The sequence below is a fragment of the Ferruginibacter sp. genome, from assembly GCF_028288465.1.
Taxonomy (GTDB): domain Bacteria; phylum Bacteroidota; class Bacteroidia; order Chitinophagales; family Chitinophagaceae; genus Ferruginibacter.
The window spans coordinates 38,802-51,948 of sequence record NZ_JAQBNR010000004.1 but is presented as its reverse complement, the minus strand read 5'-3'; the positions used below and the strand labels follow the sequence as shown (position 1 = coordinate 51,948).

10 protein-coding genes are annotated in these 13,147 nt (G+C 40.5%); 5 read left to right on the top strand and 5 right to left on the bottom strand.

The genetic code is table 11. From position 1 onward, the window contains the following. Window positions 1–35: 35 nt before the first annotated feature. From JWR61_RS02180 to JWR61_RS02170, 3 genes are read right to left on the bottom strand one after another with little or no spacing between them, the layout of a single operon-like run. A complete protein-coding gene (locus JWR61_RS02180; RefSeq protein WP_301926219.1) occupies window positions 36–695 on the bottom strand; it encodes a phosphatase PAP2 family protein in 660 nt (219 codons plus the stop codon). A gap of 13 nt (window positions 696–708) precedes the next feature. Next, a complete protein-coding gene (locus tag JWR61_RS02175) occupies window positions 709–1,965 on the bottom strand; it encodes a HAMP domain-containing sensor histidine kinase (RefSeq protein WP_301926218.1) in 1,257 nt (418 codons plus the stop codon). Window positions 1,966–1,977: 12 nt separating this feature from the next. Next, entirely contained in the window at window positions 1,978–2,655 is a 678-nt protein-coding gene (locus tag JWR61_RS02170) for a response regulator transcription factor (RefSeq protein ID WP_301926217.1), read from the bottom strand. A 216-nt stretch (window positions 2,656–2,871) separates the two neighbouring features. Between JWR61_RS02170 and JWR61_RS02165 the strand changes: the two genes are divergently transcribed. The 3 genes from JWR61_RS02165 (at window position 2,872) to JWR61_RS02155 (ending at window position 7,162) form a co-directional block, all read left to right on the top strand. After that, the gene (locus tag JWR61_RS02165; protein WP_301926216.1) at window positions 2,872–3,885 is read left to right on the top strand and encodes a YncE family protein; all 1,014 of its coding nucleotides are present in this window, start codon (window positions 2,872–2,874) and stop codon (window positions 3,883–3,885) included. Between the two features lie 160 nt (window positions 3,886–4,045). Beyond that, window positions 4,046–5,140: a glycoside hydrolase family 130 protein gene (locus tag JWR61_RS02160; protein ID WP_301926215.1), complete on the top strand. Its 1,095-nt coding sequence runs from the start codon at window positions 4,046–4,048 to the stop codon at window positions 5,138–5,140. Between the two features lie 78 nt (window positions 5,141–5,218). Beyond that, window positions 5,219–7,162: a gliding motility-associated C-terminal domain-containing protein gene (locus tag JWR61_RS02155; protein ID WP_301926214.1), complete on the top strand. Its 1,944-nt coding sequence runs from the start codon at window positions 5,219–5,221 to the stop codon at window positions 7,160–7,162. A 158-nt stretch (window positions 7,163–7,320) separates the two neighbouring features. On the opposite strand, the gene JWR61_RS02150 is transcribed toward JWR61_RS02155, so the two are convergent. After that, the gene (locus tag JWR61_RS02150) at window positions 7,321–10,197 is read right to left on the bottom strand and encodes a TonB-dependent receptor (protein ID WP_301926213.1); all 2,877 of its coding nucleotides are present in this window, start codon (window positions 10,195–10,197) and stop codon (window positions 7,321–7,323) included. Window positions 10,198–10,524: 327 nt separating this feature from the next. Between JWR61_RS02150 and JWR61_RS02145 the strand changes: the two genes are divergently transcribed. Next, entirely contained in the window at window positions 10,525–11,061 is a 537-nt protein-coding gene (locus tag JWR61_RS02145) for an N-acetyltransferase (protein ID WP_301926212.1), read from the top strand. After that, a complete protein-coding gene (locus JWR61_RS02140) occupies window positions 11,048–11,824 on the top strand; it encodes a hypothetical protein (protein ID WP_301926211.1) in 777 nt (258 codons plus the stop codon). The genes JWR61_RS02145 and JWR61_RS02140 overlap by 14 nt, the downstream gene beginning before the upstream one ends. Before the next feature lie 11 nt (window positions 11,825–11,835). Here the strand turns inward: JWR61_RS02140 and JWR61_RS02135 are convergent, their stop codons facing one another. After that, window positions 11,836–13,023: a pyridoxal phosphate-dependent aminotransferase gene (locus JWR61_RS02135; RefSeq protein ID WP_290340282.1), complete on the bottom strand. Its 1,188-nt coding sequence runs from the start codon at window positions 13,021–13,023 to the stop codon at window positions 11,836–11,838. Window positions 13,024–13,147: the final 124 nt, after the last annotated feature.

Genomic DNA, 13,147 nt, shown 5'->3' with positions numbered 1-13,147 from the left:
ATTGCATTCTGTCTTCTTAAAGAATTATTGCCATATTACGGTTGACGGTGCCATTTTTTAAATATTTCAAACGACAGTAAAACCCATACGATTCCCAGGCAAAAGCTTGCCAATACATCTGTGGCGTAATGCACATTCAATACAATCCTGCTAATGCCAATAGCAATAGCTACAGACATGAACAGTGCTATCAATATCCATTTCCATATTATCCGCAAAGAGGTTAATGACACCTGGTAACTTAAAATACTGCAAAAGATAAACGCAGAAAGGGCATGCCCGCTGGGGAAGCTATAACCGGCTATATCCTGTATTAAAGGCAAGGCCGGCCGATGACGGCGAAAAAGAAGTTTTAACCCAAACAGTACCAGGGTACTGCTAACTGCAATCGCCAATATACTGATTCCATACGTTGTTTTTTTGTGCAACAAAAGATATGCTATCAGCAGTGAATAGGCTGGTGCCAGAAAGTAAAAAGAGCCTAAAAAAGTAACACCTCGCATTATCTTGATGATAGCAGGGGACGAGTGCATTGAAAGGAAATGAATCGTCTTGCTATCAAACGATGCTTCATTTTCAAAAACCACTTCATGCGTGATCAATGCAAAAAGAAAAAGAAAGATGATAAGTAAACATGCTATCAAAAGCGATTTCTGTGTAAGTTGATTTGCTAAAAGCTGTAGCCTTTTTTTCATTGCGTAAAAATTTTCAGGAAGCAGTGAGTTTAAAGCGGTGAGTTGTATTGTTATGTGTATAGCGGATATTAATAGCGTTTGTATCACAAATTTCTTTTACAATGGCAAGGCCCAGCCCATTGCCTGTTGTACTATCGTGTTTTACAAAGCGCTGAAATAACCGTGTTGCGTCAATTGACGGCAACGTACTGGTATTAATAATTTCAAAGCTATCCTGATTAATTTCAACGGTAATATTGCTTCCCTGGCTGCTATACCTGATGGCGTTGCTAAACAAATTTGATATCAACATATCTGCCAGCAAAGGATGAATGCTTAATAGCCAGTCACCATGTACGTTTACACTAACCGTTATCTTTTTTTGATCCAGTAATTCTGCAAAAAATGAGCGGTATTTTTCTACAACACCTTTTACACTCAGCGCTTCGCTGGCTTCAAATTGATTATTTTCAATTTTTGTAATCAGCAATAAAGCCTGGTTTAGTTTACTCAATCGTTGTGTAGCTTCAAAGGCAGATGAGATAGCAACAATTTGCTGTTCCGTAAGCAAATTATCCTGCATCAGTAATTCCAGTTTCGACTGAATGATGGCCAGCGGTGTCTGTATTTCATGACTTGCATTTTGGGTGAAGGTTTTCATCGAAAGGTAATCACCCTGCATTTTTTTTGTCATGGCATTGAGGGAATTATTCAGTGCATTAAATTCACTGATAGCTACTGCATCAAAATGTACCTGCTGCAGTTGTTGCATGTTGAGTGTAGTTATTTTTTGCAGCGAGGTATTGAAAGGTTTCCATAACTTTTTATTGATATAAAAATTGATCATTAAAAATAGCAGCAGTAAGCCACCAAAAACATAAATCATCAATAGAATCAATTTTTTAAAAACTGCTTTGTGTTCCAGTACTGAGCGTTGAAAAGAGAGTTTATAATGTTGATTGTTATGATTAATAAAAACAGTAAGATTTCTGTACGGGTCTTTTCCATTTTCCAGCGGCTCGTATACCAGTGTATCAGAATAATAATTGCTGGCCGGAGCTATATTGGTTTTTTCTATTTGTACGTAGGGGTTATTTAATTCCAGTATATCTTTATCTGCCGGCAAATTGTTTAAGTGTTGTATCCATATCACTTTGCTGTTTTCTAATTCTTCATCAACTTCATGCTGCAGTGCCCTTTCAATACTGTAGTATAAAAACAAACCACTCAAAAGCAATAGCGGCAGGCTAAAAAGTAAATAATAAGTAGTGGTTCTTGTAAGTAATTTCATCTTAACAACTCATTAATTATCGGTAAACTTATAACCGGTGCCATAAATGTTTTTAATGTAATCTGCCGTACCCGATTCCATCATTTTTTTTCTCAAATTTTTTATGTGGGTATATAAAAAATCGTAACTCTCTGCCTGATCATACTGGTCTCCCCAAATATGTTGTGCCAACGCGCTTTTAGTGATTAGCCTGCCCCTGTTGCTGATAAAATAAACCAGCAGGTCATATTCCTTTTGCGTTAAATCAAGGTATTTATCATTCATCTTTACAGATTTTGCCGCAGGATGTATTTCAATTTCGTTAAACAATATCTTTTCTTCTCCACCAAAATTCCTGCGCCGTATAATGGCTGCCACCCTTGCATTCAACTCCGATAAATGGAAAGGTTTGGTCAGGTAATCATCGCTGCCCAGCTGCAAGCCCATTACTTTATCATCCACGGCATCCCTTGCAGAAATGATAATGATGCCCGCTTTTGATTTTATTGATTTTAATTCTTTTACTATATCCAATCCACTGCCCATAGGCAGGCCAATGTCAACAACAATGCAATCGTATTCATAGTAATCAATCTTATCCATGGCTTCCTCAAAGTTGCCTGCAATTTCGCACAGGTAGCCCTGGGTTTCCATGTATTGTTGTATGGCATCTCTCAATGCTTGTTCATCTTCTATTATCAGCAGCTTCATCCTTAAAAATAAAAGATAATTCTGTGGTAAATCTGTTTATACAAACAATTCAAAAAAAATTACACCGGTTGACAAACGGAAGGTAAGTTGGCCCTGGTTAAAAACAGTATAACTAACCAGTGTAAACTGCCGGGCAACAGTCATTCATCGGGTGGAAGCAAATATCTTCAGTATTACTTCAGAATCTGTAATTAACTTTATTGTAAACTTAATAGTATGCAACTTGCCAGATTAATTATTTCTACAGTACTGATGGTTGGAACTGCCACGATAGCTACGGCACAACCTGATAAAATCCATTTGCTAAATACTTTTCACATAAAAAGCGAGGGGGGCTGGGATTATCTTGCCTTACTACCCAACTCAAATAAGTTATTCGTTTCGCATGGCGGACAAGTAAATATCCTGGATAAAACAACAGGTGATTCCGTAGGTGTTATACCCAATACCACAGGGGTTCATGGCATTGCATTTATTCCTTCTTTAAATAAAGGGTACACAAGCAATGGAAGGTTAAATAATGTGACTGTGTTTGATTTAAATACCAATGCTGTGCTGTCTCAAATTGCAACAGGCGAAAATCCGGATGCTATTTTTTATGACGAGTTCTCCAAAAAAATTATTACCTGCAATGGCCGGAGCAAGGATCTTTCTGTAATTGATCCATTAACAGAAAAAGTGGTTGCCACCATTGCGGTAGGCGGAAAGCCGGAAACAGCAGTAAGTAATAACAAGGGCAAAATATTTGTAAACATTGAGGATAAGAATGAAATAATAATGGTTGATATTACGAAAAATACAGTCGAAAAGCATTGGTCAATTTTACCGGGTGAAGCGCCAACAGGACTGGTATACGATGCAAAAGCCAACATGCTTTTTGCCGGCTGTGGTGATAATAAATTATTGATGATCATCAATGCAGCTAATGGAAAGGTTGTGGATAAAATAGCAATTGGTGCAGGTTGCGATGGTGTGGGATATGATGCGGCGCAGCAGTTGATTTACACCAGCAATGGTGAAGGAACTATGACAGTAGTGAAACAAGTTGCTGGCGGTAAATTTGAAACGGTGGCTACCATCACAACAAAAAGATCTGCCAGAACAATTGCAGTAGATGAAGCAACACACAAAATATATTTGCCTGCTGCAGACCTTGAAGCTGCACCTGCAGGCGGTGGCAGGCCTAAAATGATTGCCGGCACTTTTCAGGTATTGGTCTTTGGACAATAACTGTATTCAATTTTTAAAAATACCCGCCCGCAGTTGTATCGGCTGCGGGCTTTTTTATGCCCGGCAGACAATATTGATGAAATGAAAATCTTTTACAACAAGACCTGATATCAGCAGTAAAGAGTAAATTGAGCGTTGTTGTAAGAAACAACCTTTGCATATGAAAAAAATAATTTATTGCCTTAGTATATTTTTATGGCCTGTTTTCTTATTGGCTCAAAAGGCAAAACTGGCTGATTTGTCTGCGTTTTACAAACCAGTATCAACACCCATTTTAAAAGCCGACTCTTCATTGGTGTTTTATGATTCGCTAAAAAAGGCAATGGTTAAATGGCAGAAGGCCGATGTATTTAATCCCGCGGCTGTTGTAAAAAATGGCAAGGTATATTTGTTTACCCGAAGCGAAGATAATCCCGCAGCCATCCTGGGTGGGCGAACTTCGCGTATAGGCCTTGCCGTTAGTAGCGATGGCATTCATTTCAAACATTTCCCCAGGCCGGTTTTATTCCCGGATAACAGCCCGTTTAAGCAGTACGATTATCCCGGCGGCTGCGAAGATCCAAGAGTTGTAGAAACTGAAGATGGCCGTTATGTAATGGCGTTTACTGCCTGGAATTATGATGTGCCCCGTTTATCCATCGCTATGTCAAAAGATCTTTTTCACTGGACGAAAAAAGGACCTGCTTTTGCCGTTGCTTATAAAGGTAAATTTTTAAATATGGCATCGAAGTCTGCTTCGATGGTTACTAAAATGAGAAATGGACGACCGATACTGGCAAAGATTAATAATAAATACTGGATGTACTGGGGCGAACATTTTGTAAACCTGGCATGGTCAACCAATTTATCCGACTGGTATCCATTGGTTGATAACGATGGCAAATTAAGACAAGCAATGATTACCCGGCCGGGTAAGTTCGACAGTGATCTTACCGAATGCGGCCCTCCGGCATTGGTGACAGATAAAGGCATATTATTATTGTACAATGGTAAAAATGCTGAGAACGAAAAAGCAGATCCATCCTTGCCCAAAGGAACCTATTCCGTCGGTGAAGCAGTATTTGATATCAACGATATGGAAAAAGTTGTTTTCAGAACGGATACCTGTCTGTTAAGGCCATCGCTGCCCCATGAAATAACAGGTCAGTATGCGGCCGGAACTACCTTTTCTGAAGGGCTTGTTTATTTTAAAGACAAATGGTATTTGTATTATGGTACGGCAGATTCATTTATCGGAGTGGCTATTGCTAAATAAACGCCGGTAAATTATTTACCTTTCCCCCCCGTGAGTTTTACGGCGACCCAATATTATTAACTTCACAAAAAGAGACTTGTGAGAAAAGGATTTAATTTTTTCTTGATTGTATTTGTTTTGTTATTTATTACCAGCCTCTCTCTAGATGCACAGCTTTGCCAGGGTAGTTTGGGAGATCCCATCGTTAATATCACTTTTGGATCTGGATCCAATCCTGGTCCCAGTTTATCTGCTGCAACTACTGCCTATAAGTACTTCGGCAACGATTGTCCGGGCGACGGCTTTTATACAGTAAGAAATAATACCATAGCCTGCTTCGGTAACACCTGGCATAGCCTTACATCCGATCATACAGGTAATGGAAACGGGTATTTTATGCTGGTGAATGCGTCTATCGATCCCAGTGCGTTTTACCTGGACACGGTGAAGGGTTTGTGTGGCAATACTACCTACGAATTTGCTGCCTGGGTGGTAAACGTATTGCTTCAATCAGCATGCAATAACAACGGCAATAAACCCAATCTTACTTTCTCTATCGAAAAAACAGACGGCACCATTTTGCAAACCTATAACAGCGGTGACATTCCTTCTCAAAGCAGCCCGGTGTGGCAGCAGTTCGGTTTCTTCTTTACTACACCGGCAAGCGTATCAGATGTTGTGCTGCGAATATTCAACAATGCTCCCGGCGGATGTGGCAACGACCTTGCCTTGGATGATATTACTTTCCGTGCCTGTGGCCCTAAACTTACGCCTTCCATTACCGGCAATGCCAATACAACGGTGGTGGTTTGCGAAGGGCAGGCAAAGGCATTTGTATTTACCTGCAATGTATCGCCGGGCTTCAATAGCCCTGTATTTCAGTGGCAGCAAAATCTAAATAGCGGCACGTGGACGGATATTCCGGGAGCCAATACAACTGTACTTTCAAAAAACTTTGCGGCCAATGCCGCGCCAGGTAATTATGGGTACAGATTAACAGCATCAGAAATCGGGAATGCGGCATCGTTACAATGCAGGGTGGTGGCTGATCCTTTATTTGTGAACATAGTAGCGAATCCGGTACCGGATGCCAATAACAATGGACCTGTCTGTGAAGGCAGTAACCTTGTGCTGGCTGCTACAGACGGCACCCAATATGCATGGACAGGGCCGGGTAATTATTCAGATAGTGGTACATCTGTTAACATCAATGCTGTTCAGCAGGCGCAGGCAGGTAAGTATTTTGTGCTGGTAACCAATAGCAGCGGCTGTTCTCAACTTGATTCAACCGTTGTACAAGTAAACCCTGTGCCAACCGCTACGGTCAGCTTCTCTTCAAAAATAATTTGCGCCGGCGATGCTGTTCAGCTGAATGCCGGGGGTGGTACAGGTTATGCATGGTCACCACCCACAGCCTTATCATCTGCCAGCATTTCAAATCCTGTTGCATCACCGGTGAACACCACACAATACCTGGTAACCGTCAGTAACCAGTTTGCCTGCACAGATACTGCAACGGTGCAGGTTACCGTGAATGAAAGACCCACTGCTAATGCTGGGCCGGATAAAACCATCATAAAAGGACGCACGGTTTTACTTGAAGGCAGTGCTACCGGCCAGTCAGTAAGTTATTCCTGGCAGCCGGCTGTTAATCTGGATAATCCGCAGTTGCTGCAGCCAATGGCGAACCCAACGGCGGATATTGATTATACCGTAACCGTAAGCTCTGCCAACGGTTGCGGCACAGCCACAGATGCAATGCATGTATTTGTTTTTAATGATATTTATATACCAACTGCTTTTTCACCCAATGGTGACGGTTTAAATGATACCTGGAAGATTCCCGCATTGGCGGCTTTTCCCGTATTTGAGTTAACCGTATTTAACCGGTTTGGCCAAAAAGTATTTCAAAATAAAAATACCAATACACCCTGGGATGGTATGTTTAAAGGAGCACCTGTTGCAGCAGGATCGTACGTATATTATATTAACCTGCACCAGTTTCCGGGAATTTTAAAAGGAACTGTTATGATTGTCCGCTGATAAGAAAAGTTGTAAGAGTAAGATTCAGAGAAGATGTTTTGAAGCTTCGTTCTTTTTCCCGCATATCATTACATACAATAGCATTGTATCAATGCTGACGTTAATAAAAATGGGTTGGCATTGCCAACCCATTTTTATTTTTAATAATTAACTGAGGTCTAAAAATTAAAAGCCAGTTTGGTAAATAATCTTCTGCCATTAAAACCCATTTGAACGGAATCCCATGGGCCTCCAGATTCGTTATCGCCGACAAACCAAGTTTTTGCTTTTTGATTTACACCTAAATCAGGATGCAGGTTAAACACATTGTCTGCGCCTAAAAACAACGTTACCCTTTTGCAGAATTTATATGATACGGCAACATCGGTAGTTATTTTTCCGTTGTAATTAAATACTTCCGGAACATAACCAGATCCGTCATCAGCCGGAACCTGTGGATTGATACCGGAATAGTTGGGATTGTCTCCTGCCGGTGATTCGCCGTCTCCAAAACCAAGCAGCACTATTTTACCAAAAGAAGTGAACTGGGCTTTAAATCCAAGGGCACCAGTTGTGTAATCAATACCCAAAGAAACTTTACTATTGGGCGCAGAAGCTTTCAGGAAGGCTTCCTCACGGTCGCTATAAAATGTTTTACGATTCAGTTGTGTTCCGTTTAATGCTAATGGAACATTAATCTTATCAATATTTATCTTTTGAAAATTTCCTGCCAGTAAAAAATGTAGCGTGTTTACACCCCATTTTTTTGTATAATCGCCCACAATATCCAAACCATAGTTAGTTGTGTTTACAGCATTTGCAAAAAATTGCGCTGTACTTACTTCGCTTGGAAACTGCGACGTAAACGCCACAGGCAACGTATTGTCGTTTTTGTTAAACAGGCCTGATAATACAACACGATCTTTCATTTTAACTACATACCCATCCACTGTTATAGTAAAGGCTCTTGCCGGTTTATATGTAAAACCTAAGCTGGCGTTTATTGACTTTTCCTGTTTCAACTTGGGTACACCAGCTGCCCTTGCAATTGGACTTGTATTGGGTGCTATCAGGGACTGAACCAATGCACCACTACTGAAAGACGTAAGTGTATTACTAAAATTTATCTGCGCAAGTGAAGGCGCCCGGAAACCTGTGCTTACAGAACCGCGAATATTAAAGTTATCAGCGAGTTTGTAACGTGTTGCCAGCTTGCCGGTTAGTACTGATCCAAAGTCAGAATAATTTTCAAAACGGGCAGCTCCATCTACCAGCCATTTTTTTGTAACATTCAGTTCCGCATCAGCGTAGAAACCGATATTAGTGCGATGTGCGTTTACTTCATCTGTGTTACTAAAGCCCGGAAAGCCCTGCGAACCCGAGGCAGGTGTTCTGGTAGCGTTTGTTGTATCATCTGCTGTAGCATTTGCAGGAAGCAAATTGGGGTAAAGCATAGCCGCTGGATGATAACCTTTATACGATCTGTCTTCTCCTTTAAAGATTTTATATTGTTCATACCTGAACTCGCTGCCGAAAGCTATATTAAGGCCTTGTGCAACAGTATTAATGGACTTGCTGAAATCAAGATTGGTAGTGTTTTGCAAAAAGCTAAAGCCTCCATCATCAAAATGTGTTTGAGAAGTGTTGCCTATCACAGAAGCATTGAAAGTTTTATCACCATAATAATGAAAGTTGTTACTTCCGGTATTGTTACTTACATCCCAGCTCCAGTCATTTCCCGCACTCCCTTTAATTCCCATGGCCAGCGAGGCATCCCGGATGTGCGTTTGAATATGAGGATTGTAATAAATACTTCCGTCTTTTGTAGAACGCATTATTGAGGGAACATTTATTAAAGTGGCATTTTCCGTTACAGGAAAACGTTCAGGCTTTGCGCTCCATTCCCTGGTATAAGCAAATGCATCCGATGCTTTATAGTTGTAGCCACCAAAAGAATAAAACGTAGTTTTCTTACTTGCGCTTGTAGGTATTTCCATATTATACATAACACCACCGGCAGCAATAGATCCGTCACCAAATGCTCTTCTTCCGGTATTTACATAAGGTAGGGCATCTTTGTCAGTTGCGTAGTTCGCAGATACGGGTGCCGCCCGGTAGGTTTTGCCTTGCGTGCGGTAATCGAAAGAATAATTAATAAATCCACCATTTTTTCCAATTGCTAGTCCGTGATTTAATGAAGCTGAAAAAGTACCGCCATCAATTGCACCGCCTGTATAATAATCGTTATTTCCATTAAATTTCCGGGAATTATTTTTTGTGTCATAATAGCCGCTCCATCCGGCATTGACTGATAAGTGATTGATGTCTTTCTTTAAAATAATGTTGATTACACCAGCAATGGCATCTGAGCCGTATTGTGCAGAGGAACCATCCCGGAGAATTTCTATCCTGTCAACCTCGGCTTGTGGAAATCCATTCAGGTCTACACCTGAACCTGCACGCCCACGGGTGCCAAATAGACCTACAAAGGCCGTAGAATGCCTTCTTTTTCCATTTATTAATACCAATGTATGATCGGCACCGAGCCCGCGAAGCGTACCTATATCTATATGATCAGCACCATCAGCACCACTTTGTTTATTATAGTTAAACGAAGGAGCAGCCATATTCAAGATAGAAGTTAAATCCATTTTGGCGGTGGGTAAACCAACCTGGTTTATTTTAATGATGTCTACCGGAACAGCGGTTTCAGTTTTTGCTCTCGGTGCACCGCGGGTACCTAATATGGCAACGTCGCCCAACTCCACCAAAGCAGCTGCCAGGGCAATTGAAATATTTGATTCACTTTTTAGAACAACCGACTGGCTTGCATAACCAACTGAACTTATCTCCAATACGTCATTGCTATTGCCTTCAATTTTTATAATTCCATCCGTATTTGAAATAACACCTTTCTTGGTTGACTTTATCTTAGCAGAAACGCCGGATAGCGGATTACCAGTCTTTGCATCTGTAACCTTCACCGTGTAGGTTTGTTGGGCAAAAACTACGTGTGCACAAAAAAGAATAATTAATGAGAGGATTGGCTTTTTCATTATGTGTTGTTTTGGTTCTTTCAAAGGTCTTAATAAAAAATTAAAAAAGATAAAATTCATTCAATAAGTAAAACACACAAAAGTTTTATTTAAACAATAGTTTAAATCTTACATTATTTTTTGTACTAATTTAATAATAGCGGGCTTATTTTTATGTTGGTAGAGCGCAATGCTAAAAACAGTTAATAGTGCTTTAGTTGAATCCAGGATTGGTCAGTGAGCGTTTGCCCGGTTACCCTAGTTTCGATACTTCCGCTATTTTTGCAGAGCACAAGCATACCATTTGGGCAACCAGTTTTACCCCGGATACAATTAAACAAAACACCGATGATGCAAATAATCAACAGCAACGAACACGACGTCAATACCATATTTGAATTTTACGATCACGCCATTGCCTATCAAAAAACTAAGTTCAATAAACACTGGCAGGGATTTGATTTACCGGTTATCGAAAAGGAGATAAAAGAAAACAGGCAGTTTAAAATTGTACAGGATGAAAAAGTGGTTTGCATATTTGCCATCACCTTCAATGATCCCGCCATATGGGGCGAAAAAGATAAAGACAAAGCCATCTACATTCACAGAATTGTTACCCATCCCGCGTTTCATGGCAATAATTATGTGAAGCATATAGTGAAGTGGGCGATTGATTATTGCGTAAAAAACGGGATTGATTATGTGCGGATGGACACCTGGGGAGATAACCAGAAACTGATTGACCACTACCAGGGTTGTGGCTTTACTTTTATGGGCATATCAGCAAAAATGAATGATGTAAGCCTACCCAAACATTATGATTGTATTTCCCTCAGTCTGTTTGAAATAAACATCAAAAAAAAACTGCAACATGGCAATGTATGATAATGAGAATACGGTCGTAAAATCTTTTGATCTTACCTATATCTCTGAACATTTACAACAGGCACAGTGGGCGGAATTTATTGAGCTTAAGAAAGTACTAACTGCCTTGTACAAGCGGCAGGGCAGGCCTGTATCCATACTGGATATCGGTATCGGCAATGCCCGCATTCCGAAACATTTAAGCGGCGTAAAAGAGATATGGGATATGGTTGCCATGTACGACGGAACAGATAATGCGCAGGCCTGCGTTGACATAGCATCAAAAAACATCGCTGACTTAAATATTGCCGATAAGGTAAACGCTTATTTGTTTGATGGCACCAAACTGGATGAATGGTCAAAAAAATATGATCTTATAATAACTACCTGGTTTACCGCAGGCAATTTTTACCCGGATGATTTTTCTTTTGAAACCTACCACTCCTCCGGCAAAATATTAGATCTTTCAACCAACGAAAAATTTACAACCATCTTTAAAAATGCGTATGAACTTTTGAATGAGGATGGCGCATTGCTGATTGGCGCCTGTTATATTGACAATGACAGTACCCGTTTAAAACAGGAAGAGTCATATAAAAAAATGGGTATGACAGTCCTCACCAGCGAAGCAGATAGTTTTACCGCAACTAAAGAAGGCTTCTGGAGTCAGCGTTTTACCAAGGAAAAATTGCAGCAATATCTTTATTTTGTATCCCCCGAAAAAATACATTTCACTCCTTTGGATACGTATGATTATGCCATGCAGGTTTTTATCAGTAAATAGCAACCGGGTATTTATTGGTTGTAGGTTTCCAGCGCATTTTCAAGGCAATCCATTGCCGCATTAATATCGTCGGTATTTAAAACGTAGGCCAGTCGTACTTCCTGCTTGCCTAAACCAAGTGTGCTATAAAAACCGCTGGCAGGCGCTAACATGAGTGTTTGCCCGTTATAATTAAATGATTCCAGCAGCCACTGGCAAAATAATTCCGCATCCGGTACGGGCAATTTAGCAACAGCATAAAATGCACCGCCCGGGTTGGGACAAAAAACACCAGGGATGGCGTTCAGTCTTTGTATAAGAATATCTCGTCTTTTTTTATACTCCGCTTTTGTGGCGTCAAAATAATTGGCCGGCAAGTCTACAGCAGCTTCTGCCAGTATTTGTGCAAAGCCGGGTGGGCTTAATCGTGCCTGGGCAAATTTTAAAACGGCATTCAATACCTCCTGGTTTTTTGTAACCAATGCACCAATTCTGCCGCCGCAGGCACTGTATCGCTTGCTGATGGTATCCATTATGATCACATTGTCATCCGCACCTTTTAAATGCATCGCACTGGTATGAGTACCTTCATAGCAAAATTCCCGGTACGCCTCATCCGAAAATAAAAAGAGCTTATGCTTTACAATAATTTGTTTCAGCAGTTCCATTTCCTCTTTACTGTATAAATAGCCAGTCGGGTTATTGGGACTACAAATAAGTATGGCTTTTGTTCTGGAGGTAATTGCTTTTTCAAGTTCCACCATTGGCGGCAAAGCAAAACCGTTTTCAATGGAAGCAGTAATGGGCCTGACTATAACGCCGGCTTCTATCGCAAAGGCATTGTAATTGGCATAAAAAGGCTCAGGTATAATCACTTCATCACCTGCATCCATACAGGCCATCATGGCAAAAATAATCGCTTCGCTTCCCCCGGTAGTTACAATAATTTGTTCTGCAGTTACATAAATACCAACCCTGCTGTAGTAGTCAGCTAATTTTTTACGGTAGCTTTCATTGCCCGCACTATGGCTGTATTCCAGTATTTTAAAATTGCTGTTGCGTACTGCTGCCAAAATTTGTGGCGGCGTTTCAATATCTGGCTGACCAATATTGAGATGATGTACCTTGATGCCTCTTTTTTTAGCAGCCTCTGCAAAAGGCACTAATTTTCGAATGGGTGATGGGGGCATTAAATGCCCGCGGTTACTGATGCTTAACATGGAACAAAGATATTGGAGTTTACTATTTTTAAATAGTATTAAAATTCGGCATTGTGTTTTTTTGTTTGAAACTTTTTGAGTGCGGGATATTGAAGCGGGTGTTTTACATCAATGTTGTACAGAC